18 protein-coding genes are annotated in these 16,613 nt (G+C 37.5%); 10 read left to right on the top strand and 8 right to left on the bottom strand.

Annotated elements, in window-relative coordinates:
- Positions 1-183: 183 nt before the first annotated feature.
- A complete protein-coding gene (locus FDO66_RS03020) occupies positions 184-1,542 on the bottom strand; it encodes a sensor histidine kinase (protein ID WP_141430921.1) in 1,359 nt (452 codons plus the stop codon).
- A complete protein-coding gene (locus FDO66_RS03015) occupies positions 1,539-2,210 on the bottom strand; it encodes a response regulator transcription factor (protein ID WP_181444426.1) in 672 nt (223 codons plus the stop codon). Before FDO66_RS03015 ends, FDO66_RS03020 begins: the two co-directional genes overlap by 4 nt.
- Before the next feature lie 142 nt (positions 2,211-2,352).
- Between FDO66_RS03015 and pdxK the strand changes: the two genes are divergently transcribed.
- The 3 genes from pdxK (at position 2,353) to bshB2 (ending at position 4,386) form a co-directional block, all read left to right on the top strand.
- Positions 2,353-3,177 carry a pyridoxine/pyridoxal/pyridoxamine kinase gene (gene pdxK / locus FDO66_RS03010; protein WP_141430920.1) on the top strand — a complete coding sequence of 275 codons (825 nt, stop codon included), beginning with the start codon at positions 2,353-2,355 and terminating at the stop codon, positions 3,175-3,177.
- A 168-nt stretch (positions 3,178-3,345) separates the two neighbouring features.
- A complete protein-coding gene (locus FDO66_RS03005; RefSeq protein ID WP_141430919.1) occupies positions 3,346-3,696 on the top strand; it encodes a YojF family protein in 351 nt (116 codons plus the stop codon).
- 21 nt (positions 3,697-3,717) lie between these two features.
- Positions 3,718-4,386, top strand: a complete 669-nt coding sequence (gene bshB2, locus FDO66_RS03000) for a bacillithiol biosynthesis deacetylase BshB2 (RefSeq protein WP_141430918.1) — start codon at positions 3,718-3,720, stop codon at positions 4,384-4,386.
- Between the two features lie 23 nt (positions 4,387-4,409).
- Here bshB2 and FDO66_RS02995 read toward each other — a convergent pair whose 3' ends face one another.
- Positions 4,410-4,844, bottom strand: coding sequence for an SRPBCC family protein (locus tag FDO66_RS02995; RefSeq protein WP_141430917.1), 435 nt, complete (start codon positions 4,842-4,844; stop codon positions 4,410-4,412).
- A 235-nt stretch (positions 4,845-5,079) separates the two neighbouring features.
- Here FDO66_RS02995 and FDO66_RS02990 point away from each other — a divergent pair, with 235 nt between their 5' ends.
- From FDO66_RS02990 to FDO66_RS02980, 3 genes are read left to right on the top strand one after another with little or no spacing between them, the layout of a single operon-like run.
- Positions 5,080-5,817, top strand: a complete 738-nt coding sequence (locus FDO66_RS02990; RefSeq protein WP_141430916.1) for an ABC transporter ATP-binding protein — start codon at positions 5,080-5,082, stop codon at positions 5,815-5,817.
- Positions 5,807-6,835, top strand: coding sequence for an ABC transporter permease (locus FDO66_RS02985; RefSeq protein WP_141431155.1), 1,029 nt, complete (start codon positions 5,807-5,809; stop codon positions 6,833-6,835). Before FDO66_RS02990 ends, FDO66_RS02985 begins: the two co-directional genes overlap by 11 nt.
- A 37-nt stretch (positions 6,836-6,872) precedes the next feature.
- A complete protein-coding gene (locus FDO66_RS02980; RefSeq protein WP_141430915.1) occupies positions 6,873-7,523 on the top strand; it encodes a TetR/AcrR family transcriptional regulator in 651 nt (216 codons plus the stop codon).
- Positions 7,524-7,574: 51 nt separating this feature from the next.
- Here the strand turns inward: FDO66_RS02980 and FDO66_RS02975 are convergent, their stop codons facing one another.
- The 3 genes from FDO66_RS02975 to FDO66_RS02965 are packed head-to-tail and all read right to left on the bottom strand — an operon-like array spanning position 7,575 to position 10,330.
- The gene (locus FDO66_RS02975) at positions 7,575-8,669 is read right to left on the bottom strand and encodes a PQQ-dependent sugar dehydrogenase (RefSeq protein WP_141430914.1); all 1,095 of its coding nucleotides are present in this window, start codon (positions 8,667-8,669) and stop codon (positions 7,575-7,577) included.
- A 58-nt stretch (positions 8,670-8,727) separates the two neighbouring features.
- Complete coding sequence (locus FDO66_RS02970; protein ID WP_141430913.1) at positions 8,728-9,606, bottom strand: HAD family hydrolase; 879 nt, start codon at positions 9,604-9,606, stop codon at positions 8,728-8,730.
- A 55-nt stretch (positions 9,607-9,661) separates the two neighbouring features.
- Positions 9,662-10,330: a DNA alkylation repair protein gene (locus FDO66_RS02965; protein ID WP_141430912.1), complete on the bottom strand. Its 669-nt coding sequence runs from the start codon at positions 10,328-10,330 to the stop codon at positions 9,662-9,664.
- Positions 10,331-10,516: 186 nt separating this feature from the next.
- Here FDO66_RS02965 and FDO66_RS02960 point away from each other — a divergent pair, with 186 nt between their 5' ends.
- The 4 genes from FDO66_RS02960 to FDO66_RS02945 are packed head-to-tail and all read left to right on the top strand — an operon-like array spanning position 10,517 to position 13,393.
- The gene (locus tag FDO66_RS02960) at positions 10,517-11,116 is read left to right on the top strand and encodes a TetR/AcrR family transcriptional regulator (RefSeq protein ID WP_181444425.1); all 600 of its coding nucleotides are present in this window, start codon (positions 10,517-10,519) and stop codon (positions 11,114-11,116) included.
- Positions 11,113-11,967 (top strand): ABC transporter ATP-binding protein, encoded by an 855-nt coding sequence (locus FDO66_RS02955; RefSeq protein WP_141430910.1) that lies wholly within the window; start codon positions 11,113-11,115, stop codon positions 11,965-11,967. The genes FDO66_RS02960 and FDO66_RS02955 overlap by 4 nt, the downstream gene beginning before the upstream one ends.
- Positions 11,964-12,662, top strand: coding sequence for a fluoroquinolone export ABC transporter permease subunit (locus FDO66_RS02950; protein WP_141430909.1), 699 nt, complete (start codon positions 11,964-11,966; stop codon positions 12,660-12,662). The genes FDO66_RS02955 and FDO66_RS02950 overlap by 4 nt, the downstream gene beginning before the upstream one ends.
- 5 nt (positions 12,663-12,667) lie before the next feature.
- Complete coding sequence (locus FDO66_RS02945; protein ID WP_141430908.1) at positions 12,668-13,393, top strand: hypothetical protein; 726 nt, start codon at positions 12,668-12,670, stop codon at positions 13,391-13,393.
- A 97-nt stretch (positions 13,394-13,490) separates the two neighbouring features.
- Here the strand turns inward: FDO66_RS02945 and FDO66_RS02940 are convergent, their stop codons facing one another.
- Positions 13,491-14,657, bottom strand: a complete 1,167-nt coding sequence (locus FDO66_RS02940) for an amidohydrolase (protein ID WP_141430907.1) — start codon at positions 14,655-14,657, stop codon at positions 13,491-13,493.
- 147 nt (positions 14,658-14,804) lie between these two features.
- On the bottom strand, positions 14,805-16,385 hold the full coding sequence (gene ggt / locus FDO66_RS02935) for a gamma-glutamyltransferase (RefSeq protein ID WP_141430906.1): 1,581 nt from the start codon (positions 16,383-16,385) through the stop codon (positions 14,805-14,807).
- Positions 16,386-16,613 lie beyond the last annotated feature (228 nt).

The raw sequence follows: 16,613 nt of genomic DNA, 5'->3' as shown, positions 1-16,613 counted from the left end.
TTAAGAAAAGCGGAAGTGCCTTTCAGCCCTGAAGAAAAATGTTCTCATGACTCAAAAAGTGTTTTTTACTTTTTAGAGGCATGAGAACATTTTTCACAAGGGGTAGGCGCTGGAGCTGGACAGTAATCTAACTTCAGATATAAATTCTAAAAATCATAAAAAAGAACCGAAACAAGTCGGTTCTCAATCTTCTCCCTTTGAAATTTGTATAGTTGTTCCGGACTCACTCGTCTTAATTTCCCAATCGAGTTTCATTTCCTTGATCATAAGAGCGGCAATGGTAAGCCCGATCCCTGCTCCTTTATCTTTAGATGCTTGGTTCATCCCAGGACCTCGATCTTTGATGGTGAGGGTCTTCCCATCTTCAATTAAGTAGACAGCGATATATTTTCCTTCCTTGGCATGGCGAGCGATATTTTGAAAAAAATTATCGAGGATTCGATTCATCCATTGAGGATCAATATGCCAAACATAGGATTTGTCTGGAATCCCCAGTTCTATTTCAAACCCCAGATTTTCATAGACTGGATACCAAGCAGCAAACGATGCTCGAATAAAACGGACGATATCTGTTTTTTCTGGATGAAATGGATATTTACGTGCTGATAATAGTGTATAGGAGAGGAGATTTTCGATAAGCTCCCCAAGGTAATGAATTTTTTTATCGATTAATTCTAATGATTCTGCCCCTTTTGAACTTATAGGCTCTTTTTTTAAACTAAAGGCATGGCTTCTTATAGTGGTTAGCGGCGTCCTTAAATCATGAGAAAGGTTAGCGATCAGCTGCCTTCTTAAGTTTTCTTCTTCTTTTTCTCTCTTTCTGCTTGTTTCTAATTGATGAATCATCTCATTAAAGGACTTTTCTAGTTGACCAATTTCATCCTTTTTCCCAACTGATATCGGTAACGGAATCCCATTATCTGCTGGAATCGCCATAGCCTTTATTAATGAAATAAGCCTTTTTCGAATTCTATAGAAAAACAGCCAAGAAATAAACATAAATAACGTTAACATGATCAACACGACTATCATATATCCATACGACCAATATTTTTCTTGAATTATTTTCCCCGTGCTTATCATGAATGAACGTGGCACTTGAAAAACGATAAAGCCTTCTGTTTTCTCCTCATCAATAAAAGCAACCGTGGTAAAAGGATCTGCGCCATAGCTTTTTTTCATAAATTCAACTGTGTAGGAGGTATTCCACTTTTGTGGGATATCAATATCTTTTGGAAGCTTCAGTTTCGTTATGCCTTCTTTATCCACCCAGAACATGTTTGCTTTGCTGTATTTCTTATGGAGCTGATTTAGTTTTTGACTAACCTCGTCATCAGATGCACCCGCTAAGCCTTTAGCTTCCTTATGCCACATTTCCTCTAAATCTTCTCCATTGTTATAAATATTTGGATTTTCTTTAAAAATGGTTTCAACTGGCATAAAAAATAAGAACGATATTAATGGAAAGGTAAAAGGGAGCAATAAAAGAGCACAAATAATAATAAGCAAATATTTGTATAGTAATGATTTTTGAAACTTCATTGCCTCACCCTGTAGCCAATTCCTCTAATCGTTTCAACAATGGCTGGCGATCCTGGATTTACTTCTATTTTTTCTCTTAAATGGCGAATGTGAACCATTAACGATTTATCGCCCTCGATATAAGACTCTCCCCATACGGCTTCGTAAATTTGTTCTTTTGTTAAAATTTGATTCGGATGACGAAGAAGGTACATAAAGATTTGGTGCTGTTTGCCGGTTAAAATAATTTCTTCTCCTGTTCGTTTATCTGTCATTCGATTTTCATTCATATATACATGAATATGTCCTAGCATGATTTCATTCGACAGAATATGAGTAAACCTTCTTAGTAATACTTCAATCCGTGCTGCGAGCTCATCTGGATGAAAAGGCTTTATGACATAATCATCCGCAAATTCTAATCCTTGCAGCTTGTCATCAACAGCTGTTCTGGCAGACAGCATTAAGATTGGCACCTCTGGGGATTCTTTTTTCAACCGTTGTCCAATTGTAAATCCATCTAAACCAGGAAGCATCACATCTAATATCACTAAATGTGATTCACGAATGTCAGCAAGTGCTTTTTCCCCCGATTTGTGCCAAACCACTTCGTATCCCCTTTGCTCCAGATCCTCTTTTACCCAACTGCCGATTTCAAGATCATCTTCTATATACAAAATTCGTTTCATTTTTATCACCTTCTTCCATCATAGGGAAAAATGTTCTTTTTTGGAAGATGAAAATTCAGATTCATTGAAAGAACTTCTTTTATTGATATAATCAATTTATAGAAGAAAAAATTGATTGTTTTTTTCAAGGAGGAGCTTCAAAGTGAAAAAAGTTTTAACCATTGCAGGTTCTGATACAAGTGGAGGCGCTGGCATCCAGGCAGATTTAAAAACGTTTCAAGAGCTCGGTGTTTATGGAATGACAGCTTTAACAACCATTGTGACAATGGATCCAAAGGAGCATTGGCACCACAATGTCTTTCCTATCGAGCTTAACACGTTAAAAGCTCAGCTCGAAACGATTTTATCCGTTGGGGTTGATGCAATGAAAACGGGGATGCTTGGTTCGGTTGAAATCATTGAGCTTGCCGTTAAAACGATCGTCGATAATCACATAGACACAGTGGTTATAGATCCAGTTATGGTATGTAAAGGAGAAGATGAAGTCCTTCACCCAGAAACAGCTGATGCTTTGAGAGAGCTGCTTGTTCCTCATGCAACTGTAGTAACCCCAAACCTTTTTGAGGCAGGACAACTTGCAAAAACAGGTGCTATTACAACGGTTGATGAAATGAAACAAGCGGCTGTAAATATACACAAGCTAGGGGCGAAATTTGTCATGATCAAGGGTGGAAGCAAGCTGCAGCATGAAAAAGCAGTTGATCTTCTTTATGATGGAGAAGAGTTCACGCTTTTTGAAAGCGAGCTAATTGATACAACTTATACGCATGGGGCCGGCTGTACATTCTCTGCAGCTATTACAGCTGAGCTTGCAAAAGGGAAATCTGTCATTGAGGCTGTTGAAATAGCAAAAGAATTTATTACAGGGGCGATCAAACATGGATTTAAATTAAATGAGCACGTTGGTCCGACCATGCATGGTGCTTATAGAACGTTTGGAGCCAACCGATTAGTTACAATAAAATAAGAGAAAGAGCAGACAAGATTTCGCATACATTGTTTTACAGCTGGCCAAATACAATAGGCCGCTTCTTTTTTGTTCTTTTCTTTTTTTTTCGTTTTCTAGTAAGATGAATATATCTTTTTAATTGCATATCAAGAAATACCGCATAATATGTGGAAAGGGGGAAAATAGATGGAATTAGTGAATGTGGAAAATGTACAAAAAAAGCTGGATCAGCTTGCTAATAAAGATGTGTATATCCACCTTGAAACGACAAATGGCGCTTATGCTGCGCATAAGGATGAGTCTTTTTTCTCTTCAGGCGCTTATATTCGAAATGCGTTGGTTCGCTATGAATATGGAAAAATCACTGGAAATGGACCTTTTCGCGTTGGACTGAAAATGGAGATAGGCTGGATCTATGCAGAAGGCATTACACATTTTGAGGTGGACGAGTTCGACCGACTGCTTTTAGCAGGACATGATTATGAAGGAAAGCTTGCTGTTGCGCTTCAAATTAGCCCAACGCCATTTAATATATAAGTATTAGAAAGGGGAAATGGTATGGAAAAGGAAAAACAGCTATTGGTCATTTTTCCTCATCCTGATGATGAGGCGTTCGGTGTTTCTGGTACAATTGCCTTTCACGTTGAGAAAGGAACCCCTGTTACTTACGCCTGCTTAACACTTGGCGAAATGGGCCGCAATCTGGGAAACCCACCATTCGCAACGAGAGAGTCACTGCCTAATATTCGAAAAAAAGAACTTCAGGATGCGGCGGCTGCTTTAGGAATAAACGATTTAAGAATGCTTGGATACCGTGATAAAACGATTGAATTTATTGACGAAGAGGTTCTTATTAATCATTTCTCTTCTCTTATAGATGAACTGCAGCCATCTTTAGTCATCACATTTTATCCAGGATATGCGGTCCATCCCGACCACGATGCTTGCGGTGCAGCGGTAGTTAAGGCTGTGAAACGAATTCCAAAGGAGGATCGGCCAAAGCTTCACTGCGTTGCTTTTTCCAACAACTGCGTGGAGGCATTAGGTGAACCTGATATTATCAATGACATTGCTCCTTATGCTCAAAAGAAATTTGCAGCGATCAGTGCTCATCGTTCACAAACACAATTAATGATCCCTGATTTAGACGAAAAGTTACAAAGTGAAGAACCGAGTGTACTTGCTAGATTCTATACTGAGCGTTTTTGGACCTATAACTTAGATTGAAAAGAGCCGGTATGGCTCTTTTCCTACTTTTCAAGCGCTTCCTTCACATATTGAAGATGGTTCCCATCTTCTTTTCTAATGATATTAACAATAAACGGTTTTGTTAACTTCATGAATAAGCCCGTTGTATGAATATTTGCTTCAAATTCGACATGCGTCCCTTCCTCTACTTCATGAAATTGATAATAGTATGTAACTTCTAATCCGTTTACTTCACTGCTGGCTGTATAAGATTGATTCTCTTCAAATTGTGTATACTCAATCTCTGCTTTTGCCTTCTTTCCACGGATACTTCTCGTCTCCAAATATTTCGTTCCAGCACCGATTGGTCCTTCTGTTATCTTTTCAACTTCAACAACATTTACCATGACTTCAGTAGCATTCTCCATGTCTACCATGTATTGAAATACTTCTTGTAACGGTTTTTTTATAATAATGCTTGATCGAAAATCAGCCATTGAACACCTCTCCATTTTTGTTTGACCCATAGAGAAAAGAACATTTCCCCTATTATCTACTAAAGGTCCTAGTTTTCATAGATTCTATCAAATAGTATAGCGGAAATCCTTTTTTCATAAAATGTCGAAAAATATTCTTTGTTAATGAGTGATTACTCACTTTACATCTTTTAGACTTTTCATTATGATCATAATATGAGTGATTACTCACTCCTAAAACGAAAGGAGTATTTAGATGGAAACTCAACAACCTATTGTTTTTATTGACAATGTTTCAAAGTCTTTTGGCGATCAGCAAGTTTTGACAAACATTCAGTTAGCTATTCAAGAAGGTGAAATCTTTGGCCTCCTTGGACCTTCAGGTGCAGGAAAAACAACTCTTGTGAAGCAAATGATTGGTCTTGATCTTCCTTCATCTGGTGAAATTTATCTTTATGATCAAAAAATGCCTTCCTTACAGTTGATTGAAGAAATTGGCTATATGGCACAATCAGATGCTCTTTATGGAGAACTGACGGCTAAGGAAAACTTAGAATTTTTCGCTTCTCTATACGGACTTAAAGGCGCGCAAAGAAAGAAGCGCATTTATGAGGTCATGGAGATTGTCCAATTAACTGAACATCTTCAAAAGCTTGTTCACAATTATTCTGGCGGAATGAAAAGAAGACTTTCTTTAGCCATCGCATTGCTGCATAAACCAAAGCTACTAATTTTGGATGAACCGACTGTAGGGATTGATCCTGTATTAAGAAAAAATATATGGACTTCCTTTTATGAATTAAAAAAACAAGGATCAACCATCATTGTTACCACTCATGTTATGGATGAAGCTGAAAAGTGTGATCGCCTCGGGATGATTCGCGATGGAAAATTAATTGCGACCGGCACACCAAAAGAGCTGATCGCAAAGACCAAGTCAGCAACTATTGAAGAAGCATTCTTAGTTTATGGAGGTGCTAATGATGAGAATTAGTGCTTTAGTGATTAGAATTTTACGCCAGTTTTTCCGAGATAAACGAACAATGGGGTTAATGATCTTTGCTCCTATATTAGTTTTAACGATGTTAAACCTTGTCTTTAATGGCGATGACTATATTCCAAATGTTGGATTTGTTGATGTACCTGATGCTGTATATAACCAACTGCAATTAGAAGATGCAAAGGTTACAACATATAAAAATCTAGATACAGCTAAAGATGATTTGTCCGATAAAGTATTAGACGGTTATATTGTTTTTGATAATGCTTCTCCAAAAATTGTCTTAGAAGGCAGCGATCCGAGTGTTAATGGAGAAACCATTCAATGGATTCAAAAGGCTTTAGCTCCTCTTCAACAAAATCTAGCTCCTATTAAATTAGATATTCAATACTTGCATGGCTCCAGCGATATGGGACAGTTTGATTATTTCGGACCTGTTCTACTTGGATTTTTTGTTTTCTTTTTCGTCTTTTTAATAGCTGGGGTTTCTTTTCTTAGGGAACGAACGACTGGTACATTAGAACGTTTATTATCAAGCCCTTTAAGAAGATGGGAAATTGTTATTGGCTATATTATCGGGTTTGGGATTTTTACAATGTTTCAGGCAGCCATTATTGCCTCCTATGCGATTTATGTATTAAATATGCTGATGGAAGGCTCCTTCTGGTATGTGCTATTGATTACGTTAATGCTGTCCCTTACTGCTTTAACACTCGGCATTTTACTATCAGCTTTTGCGAATAATGAGCTGCAAATGATCCAGTTTATTCCGATTGTGGTTGTCCCGCAAATTTTCTTTTCTGGCTTATTCAATCTTGATACCATTTCTGAATATTTAAGCTGGATTGGGCCCTTAACCCCGCTTTATTATGCAGCTGATGCTCTTCGAAATGTTATGGTTAGGGGATATGGCTGGGGGGAAATTTATGTCGACATAATAGTCTTACTAGGGTTTTCTCTATTGTTTATGTGCTTGAATATCTTTGCTTTAAGAAAATACCGGAAGCTTTGATATAATAACGGAAATGACATAATTGAAGGAGTTTGAGATGTCTGAGCAAGATTCTTACCTTGAAGAGCTGTTTAATCAAAATAGAGATTTTACGGAGAAGCAAAAAAAGATCATGATGGCTGCCATCGAATCTTTTTCTGAGAAAGGCTACGCAGCCACATCAACAAGTGAAATAGCTAAAAAAGCTGGGGTAGCGGAAGGAACGATTTTCCGTCATTATAAAACGAAGAAAGATCTATTAATATCCATTGTCGCACCAATGCTTAGCCACTTTATCGCACCATTTGTCATCCGAGACCTAAACAAAGTACTTGATCATCAATACGGTCAGTTTGAAGATTTTTTAAGAGCGATGATTGAGAACCGCCGAGCTTTTTTAAAGCACAATATGTCCTTATTTAGAATATTAATCCAAGAAATTCCTTTTCATCCTGAATTGAAGGAGCAGTTTAAAGAACACATTGCCTTAAAAGTATTTGAGCGCTTAACTAATATCGTTAATTATTATCAAGAGAAAGGGCAAATTATAGAAATGCCAGCATTCAGTGCAATTCGAATGACCTTTTCAGCGGTTTTTGGTTATTTTATTGCTCGTTTTATCCTTCTCCCTGAAGCCGACTGGGACGATGAAGCTGAAATTGAGAGAACGATTCAATTTATTTTATATGGTTTGTCACCAAGAAAATAATATAGTTTCAAACAAGGGGGCTTCTAATCATTGAGATCCCCCTTGCACTTATTAATCAGTCGCTACCAGAGCACTTTTAAGGGAGATTTGATACAACTTATCATCTTTAGGATCCGGGTTACCACGGCCATCTGTATTGTTGCTAATGAAGTAGAGTCTGTCTCCATCAATGTATACATCACGAATGCGCCCCAACCCTGTAACGATTTTCTCTGATGACTTTTGCTTAAGATCAAATTCGATAATGCTGGTTCCTCTTAAGGCAGCTACATAAAGCTTCCCCTCTTTATAGGCCATGCCAGAAGGGGCCCAGGTTTCGTTATCTCCAGAGTGAAAAAGGGGACTTTCCATTCCGACTTTCGTTTCATTTCCTTGAATAACAAGCCATCCATAATTTTTTCCCGCTTCTATCAAATTGATTTCATCATGAGCTGATTGACCGTGCTCGCTTTCGTAAAGGGTCCCCTCTTCAGTCCACGTTAAGCCTTGAGGGTTCCGATGTCCGTAACTAAATACGTAAGATTTTGGAAATGGATTATCGGAAGGCACCGAGCCATCCAAATTCATTCGTAATATTTTTCCACCTAGAGACTCTGTATCTTGAGCGATCTCTCGAATCGTAGCATCACCCGTGCTGGCATAGAGCTTGCCGTCTGTTCCAATTTTTAATCTTCCTCCATGATGAAATGCTCCGCTTGGAATTCGATCGACTAAAGTCCTTTTTTCCTTCCATGTGTCGTTCTCTAAAGTAAGGATAACAATACGGTTAAATTGTCCTCCTTCCGATTCATAGGTGTAATAAGCATACGCTTCATTTGTATCTAGAAATTCCGGGGAAAGGACAAAGCCTAATAATCCTGCCTCTGCTGCATTTGAGAGAGGCTTGTCTAATAATACCTTTTGACGTACTGTCTGCCCGTTCTCTATTTTTACGATGCTTCCTACCCTTTCACTTACAAAAATCGTTTCTCCTATTTTATCGATCGACCAAGGAATCTTAAGCTGATCTGCTATGACCTCATATTTGTTAGCTAAAGTCTCTGTGTGATGATTATCTTGTATATTTTCCTTTTGTCCCTCTCGACCGACTGTACATCCAGTTAAAAAGACAAAACTAATTATTACAATGGATAAACATCTTTTCATCTTTTGGCCTCCAGGTTTTGAGATCTTATTCTGCTTAAGTTTCTCAAGGATGTTTTCTCTATTTTTTTATTAGTATTTCATCTTGCAGAACTTTCATGATAGCCTTGCCTACACCGCTTTCTTCATTGGTTTCCGTGACAAAATGGCATTGTTTTTTTATCTCGTCTGGTGCATTACCCATAGCAACCGCTCTTCCCACTCTAATAAACATCGAAAGATCATTATAATTATCTCCAATTGCCATCACATCCGATAAAGCAATCCCTTTTCCTTTCACAAAAGCTTCCAAAGCGACTCCTTTCTGAGCTTTTTCACTTGTTAATTCTAAATTTTCTTCTCCTGAAGCACTAATAACTAGCCCTTCAATTTTTTCTAGCTTCCTTTTTGCAAGAGAAAGTTTCTCTAAGTCAAAAGAAAAAGCCAATAATTTGTAAATTTTGTATTCATCCTTATCAAATAACACTTCATAGCTATCTACTTTGTGAACTTGACCTTTATGAAATCGTTCTTCTGCCGCTTCTCTTATTTTATCTATATCTTTTTCTTGCCTTATATTCACAAGAATATCCATAATGATTGCTATCCCTTTTTCTACATCTACTGTAAAAGTTCCTCTATTTGTATATACTTCAAAATAAACATCATTTTGGAATAAAGCTTGAGCAGCTTGCCTTGCGATCGATTTTTCAAGTGGATTATCATCCACAATCTCATGTGACATCGATCTGATTTCCGCTCCATTTACACAAATGATCGGGCATTGAATGCCAGCCTCTTTTAAGACAAAGCTCGCCTCCTCGTACGATCGCCCTGTTGCAACAACCACTTCGATTCCTTCTTTTTGTGCTTTCTTTATAGCCATTTCATTTTCCTGTGTTATTTCTTCTGTTGGGGTTAATAGAGTTCCATCCATATCAATTGCAATACATTTGATCATAATTTCACCTTCTATTTTTTATTGGACTCCCTTTTTGCATTTTACCATGAGCTTCCTACGATTTTATATATTTACTCCCCTCTCTTATGCTAAGTTTTGGTAAAGATTGTTTCTCGATGAATTCCTTAACAGACTGTGGGTTTGTTTTGGAATACTCTCTTAATGCCCAGCCAATCGCTTTTTGGATAAAAAATTCCTTACTGTCTGTATTTTGAATCATATAGCGATAAAGGAGTTCTTCATTTGTTTTCACTTTATATTTTAGCTGAAAAATAATAGAGGCTCTTTGAAGCCATAGTTGATCTCCATAAGCCCAATCATTAATCGCTTCAGAAATAACCTCTGGATATTTTGCTCCAATGGTCCCTACCGCATTCGATGCAATCCCATCTACCGTATCCCACCACGATTTTGTTAAAATAAGCTTTTCCATAAAAGGCAAATCACTTGGACGTAACTTTTTTAAATATTTCCCTATGTAATCAAGTGCTGTGTACTGGTACTCCCTTTCTGGCTCATTCCAAAGTGCCCAAACAAAATCTTGCTGAAAATCGCTTTTTAAAATCCCGCTTTCTTGGAAAAATTGCTTAACAAACTGACTTCTTTCTGTCTTTTTAATACCTAAAAAAGGAAAGTGATTTTTCATATAATTTTGCATCGGAATGGCTTTTTCTTCATTTCGATGCGGTTCGAAGATTTCTTTTAATAGCTCGACAGGATTCATATTTTTTCTCCTTATCTTTTTTTTGTATTATATTTCAAATGGAAAACATGTACCCGTTTAGCAGCTTGAAGAATGGGTATTTATTATGAGCTTTCTTGGCAAAATGCATTAATTTATGTTAATTATTGACTATATATGAATAAAAATATAAAATATTCATATGTTCATATTAGGGGGAGTTTTTTGATGAGAGGCTTTACAGAGCAAGAAAAAGCAACGATTCACTTACAGCTGCTTGAAAAAGGAAGAGAACTTTTCTCGAGCCTTGGCTTAAAGAAAACAAGTATAAAAGATTTGACAGAAGGTGTCGGAATTGCACAAGGATCGTTTTATTTATTTTTTCAATCGAAAGAAGAGCTGTATTTTCGAATTTTAGAAGCGGAGGAAGAAGCAATTAAAGAAAGTCTCCTTAATTATCTGTCTGCTTCCATGACTGTAGAAGATATAAAAGTCTTCTTAATCAAAGGAATTCAATTAATTAAAGAAAACAGCTTAATTCAAAGGCTTTATTTTGAGGGCGAATACGAAAAAATGGTTCGCAAGCTTCCAAAAGAGATAGTCGAAGCCCATATTCAACAGGATAACGATCTTCTTGAACCGCTTTTGGAGCATTGGGGCATTCAAAAAAAAGAAAATCGTTTAGTCATTAGCGGGGCCATCAGAGCCTACTTTACCATGTCCATCCATGAGAAAGAAATTGGGAAAGAGCAATACAATCAAGTTCTGGAATTTATGGCAGAGGCGATTGCTGTTCAACTGATTAAGGAAAAGGAGTTGGAAAAATGATTGATGTTCAAAGTCTTACTTACACATACCCCCATCATAAGGATAGAACAATTAAAGGGATTGGTTTTTCAATTAAAAAAGGAGAGATTTTTGGATTTTTAGGTCCCTCTGGTGCAGGTAAAAGCACCACACAAAAAATATTAATCGGTTTATTAAAGGGTTATTCTGGATCAGTAAAGGTTTTAGGAGAAGAAATTCGTACAACGAACAGTGAGTTCTATGAAAAAATAGGTGTTGCCTTTGAATTCCCGAATTTTTATAGTAAATTTACTGCTTTGGAAAATCTTAAGCACTTTCAGCGATTTTACTCCGTTGAAACGATAGATCCACTTGAACTATTAAGTTCAGTTGGTTTAGAAAAGGATGCAAATACAAAGGTTGGTTCTTTTTCAAAAGGGATGAAAATGAGGTTGAATTTTATCAGAGCTTTTATGAACAAGCCAGAGGTTATTTTCCTTGATGAACCTACGTCTGGACTTGATCCTGTAAACGCTCGATTGATGAAGGAAAAGATTCTGCAATTAAAATCGGATGGAAAAACAATCATCATTACCACTCACCATATGATGCTTGCTCAAGAAATTTGTGACCGAGTCGCCTTTATCGTCGATGGTCAAATTAGCTTAATTGACTCCCCTAAAAAACTTATGCTTCAAAAAAGCAAGAAATCAGTCAAAATTGAATACGAAAAAGAAGGAGCGATAAGAACATCCGAATTTTTATTAAATGAGTTAAAAACAAATCGATCTTTTCAAGATATTCTTCAAAATGAGTATATTTTGAGCATTCATACAGAAGAAGCGTCATTAGAGGATATTTTTATTGAAATAACCGGAAGGAGCTTATCATGAGATTGACAGCAGCCTTACAAGCAGATATTCGTTTTCAATTTCGTTATTTTTTATACTATGCCTATATTATTATCAGCTTTCTATACATTCTCCTTTTGCATTGGATACCTAATCATCTAACAGAAAAAACAGCGATGTTTCTTTTATTTTCTGATTGCTCATTCCTTGGCGCTTTTTTCATCGGAGGCATCGTTCTTCTTGAAAAAGAACAAGGCATTTATGATCATTTGTTTATAACACCTATGAAACTTAATGAATTTATTTGGGCGAAGGTGTTCTCCCTTGGGGTTTTATCGTTAGCTTCTAGTCTATTTATTTTTCTCTTATCCTTTGGACTGTCTATGAAAATGATTCCTTTACTTATCGGTATTGCTTTTAATTCTATTTTTGCCAGCCTGCTTGGACTTATTTTTGCGGCACGAGTAAAATCAATTAATCAATATTTAATGATCTCCCCTTTATTTGTAACGATATTTTTCTTGCCGATATTAAGCTCTTTACACTTATTCCACTCGCCACTCTTTTACTTACTGCCAAGCCAAGCTGGTTTATTGCTTATGGAAGGAGCTTTCACTTCTTTGTCTAAACTTGAGTGGCTCTATGCCATTGGGACTTTGTTATTGTATATCGGAATCGCATATAAGCTCGCTTCTCATTCTTTTTATAAACATATCATTTTAAAAATCGGGGGATAAGGAAAGTGAAAAAATTAACCTCACTCATGCTATTTGATTTGAAATACATTTGGAAGGATTTTTTGCTTATCGTTGCTGTTTTCGCACCACTTCTTATGGCGATCATTTTTCGCTTTGGGATCCCGCTTATCATTGATTTATTGGAAGGGCGTATAAATATCGAACTTGAAAAATATACAGAGCTTCTTTCGATCGTCTTGCTGATGACCGTACCTGTAATGATAGGGATGTTTGCCGCTTTTATCATCCTTGATGAAAAGGATGAACACATTATACCCTTCCTTGCAGTTACGCCTCTTTCGAAAAAAGGCTATCTTTTTTACCGATTAAGTGCACCTGTCTTCATCAGCACGGTTCTTTCTTTCGTAGCTCTTTTTATTGCCGGCTACAGAAACTTCATTCAGCCTTCAACCTTGCCTGTGATAGTTCTTGTTGGAATAGAAGCTCCACTTGTTGCATTATTTATTGCTGGTTTCGCCAAAAATAAGGTAGAAGGCTTAGCCGTTGCAAAAGTCGCCAGTATTTTATTGCTAGTTCCACTTTCTTTTTACTTGATTTCAGATGGATGGAAGTATATTGGAGGAATCCTGCCGCCATTTTGGATTGCAGCAAGCTATCATTTTGCCTTACACTCTTCGATTCTTCTATTTGTGCTTCACTTTTTCATCGCTTTAGTGATGCATATTGGAGGAGTTGTCCTTTTGTACAGAAAATTTGTTCTTAGTCATTAGAAATATGCTGGAAACAGTTTTTTTCGAGGAATGAAGGAGGGTATCGGCGAATCCTTAAAAAAAGTATCCACCAAAAAATCAGTGGATACTCTAAAACTCAGTCAGTTATAAGCTTTTCCAGTGCTTGATTTGCTAGTAGTGCAAAGAATTCTGCACTTGGGAGCAAAGCTTCATCACCTACTGTAAATTTTGGATGATGAAGCGGGTATGGCTGTGCTGTACCAATATTGACGAAGGTTCCTGGAATCTGCTGTTGATAGAATGAAAAATCTTCTCCTCCAGCTGATGGTTCAAGTTCAACAACATCAAAGCCAAATGTTTTGGCAGCATCAACCGTATATGAGGTCCAGGCTTCATCGTTTACAACGGATGCTGGTCCAGGATGCCACTTTAGTTCAGCCTTTGCACCAAAAGCAGCAGCTACTCCTTGAATAATAGTCTCTATTTTTTGGGGGATATTCTCACGAATGTCTGCATCAAATGTACGGACTGTACCTTCTAAGTAAGCTGTAGCTGGAATGACGTTCCATGTGCTTCCGCTATGGATTTGTGTGACGCTGACAACAGCACTTTGCCTAGAGTCAATATTTCGGCTAACAATAGATTGTAAGGCAGTTAATATATGACCAGCAACTAGTATAGTGTCCACGCCACTATCAGGATGAGCTGCATGTGTCCCTACGCCTTCAACATTAATTTCAAAGCGATCCACACCTGCCGTTGACACCCCAGCTCTTGTACCTAATTGGCCTAACTTTAGCCAAGGATTATTATGCAGCCCGAATATCGCTTGAACGTCTTCAAGAGCGCCAGACGCGACCACTTCTTTTGCACCATGGCCTGTTTCTTCAGCAGGCTGGAATATAATCCGAACAGTCCCTTTTAGTTCATTTTCCTTTTGCTTTAGCAAATAAGCAGCTCCTAACATGGCAGTTGTGTGATAGTCATGTCCACATGCGTGCATTTTCCCATCGAATTTTGATTTATAGGATAAATCCGTTTCTTCATGAATCGGAAGTGCATCAATGTCGCCGCGAATCGCTACAACCGGCCCTGTTTTATCCCCATTTACTTCAGCAACTAAACCAGTTTTTAAAGGTAGATCAAGTACTTTAATTCCTGCATTTGTTAACCACACTTTTAATTTCTTCGTCGTTTCGAACTCTTCATTTGACAACTCCGGCTCTTGATGAAGATTATGACGAACCTCAATTAAATGCTCTTTCAACTGTTCCAGACTGCTTGTTAATATACTTTGTGACATTTCTTAATCACTCCTTATTTATAAACATATTATGTTTTAAATAATTCTATCATTTTTCTCCACCTAATATAAAAATCCCACCTTCGCAACATTGCGAGGTGGGTATAAAATATTTAGAATTTCCCAATCTAGCTTCTACTATTTTGGTTACCTTCCAACCACTGCTCCATCACTTCTAGGATCCACTCCACCATGTAAAAAGCCTTGGTCATCAATTAAAATCGCATTCGCATGACCCATAATGCCATCAATTTCTGCCACTCGATTTACGACATGGCCCGCTTTTGCCAGTTGATCTGTTACTTCAACTGGTACACGGCTTTCTATTTTTAATTCCTGCGTAGGATTCCCCCATGTTCTTCCCCAAACAAATCTCGGATCACTAATCGCTTGCTGCGGATTCATGCCATAATCTAGCATCCTTGTAATCATAACCGTTTGCGTTTGCGGCTGACCTTCTCCGCCCTGTGTACCGTATAAAACATGCGGCTTTCCGTCTTTGAAAGCCATCGCCGGCATCAACGTATGGAAGGTTCTTTTTCGTGGTTCTAAGCAATTGACGTTTGTTGGATCAAGCGAAAAGAAAGAGCCTCTATTTTGCATAATGACTCCTGTATTCCCCGCAACAATTCCTGACCCAAATTCAAAATAAAGACTTTGAATAAAGGAAACCGCATTCCCTTCTTCGTCCACTACCGCTGCATGCGCTGTATCACTTCCAACGGATTGCGTTGAAATATCCTTTGCAGCCTGAAAACTAATCCCTTCTGCCATTTCTACAGCATAGGATTTACTGATCAATTTATCGATTGGAATGGTATGAAAATCTGGATCCGTTAAAAATTGATTACGATCTTGGAAGCTTCTTTTCAATGATTCTACTAATAAATGATAGTATTCATACGACCCATGAGGGATTGAAGCCAAATCAAAGTTTTCCAATATATTCAAAGCCATCAATCCGGTAAAACCTTGTGAATTAGGCGGAACCTGGTACATCTTATATCCTCGGTACGTAGTTGATAAAGGTTCAGACCAGTTGCCTTTATGGTCAGCAAAATCCTCTTTTGTCAATAACCCACCCTTCTCTTGCAGGCTTGACACAATTAGATCAGCTAATTCACCTTTGTAAAACTCATCTCTGCCTTTTAATGCAAGCGTCTTTAAGGTATTCGCTAAATTTTCTTGAACAAATTTTTCATCCTTCTTTAGCACTTGATTATTTGGCAGGAAAACGGCTCTAGTATCAGCGTCTTCACGTAATAAATCCGCGCATTTTACTGTATTTTCATGCTGATCGTTTGAAAAAGGAAAACCTGATTGCGCATATTCAATCGCAGGCTCTAATACTTCCGCTAATGTTAATTTCCCGTGTTTTTTCAAGACAGCGTCCCAGCTATCCACCATTCCAGGAACAGTAATGACACTTTCAATCCCACGGAAAGGAATTGAATCGCGCCCTTGATAATGATCACGGTTTACTTTTGAACCTGTTCGGCCGCTCCCATTATAAGCTTGTACCTCTTGATCCTTCGTATTATAGGTTAACCAAAAGGAGTCTCCTCCTAACCCGGTCATATGAGGATACACAACTGCAAGACAAGCACTAACAGCCACAGCTGCATCAAAGGCATTTCCTCCTCTTTCTAAAATCGTATTTCCAGCTGCAGAAGCTAAATAATGAGGGCTGACTACCATTGATTTTGTCCCAACAATTGCTTTATTCATACCCATTCCCCTTTTTGTATAAATCTATTAGTCTAACAATAAAATTTTTCACTTCAATAATTTCTAGTATTTTTAATTATTATAACAATTAATTTCAACTTTGAAATTATTTTTTTTCGTTTTTTTATAAGAAGTTTTTACCTTTCGTAAAAAATTAGTCTTTTTTTTATTCATAAAGGATGGTAATATAATTTATAGATTACGAAACGAAATCAAAAAGAATTGGAG

This window comes from Bacillus sp. 03113 (genome assembly GCF_006546985.1).
Lineage (GTDB): Bacteria > Bacillota > Bacilli > Bacillales > Cytobacillaceae > VATK01.
This window is presented reverse-complemented; position numbering and strand designations above follow the sequence as displayed.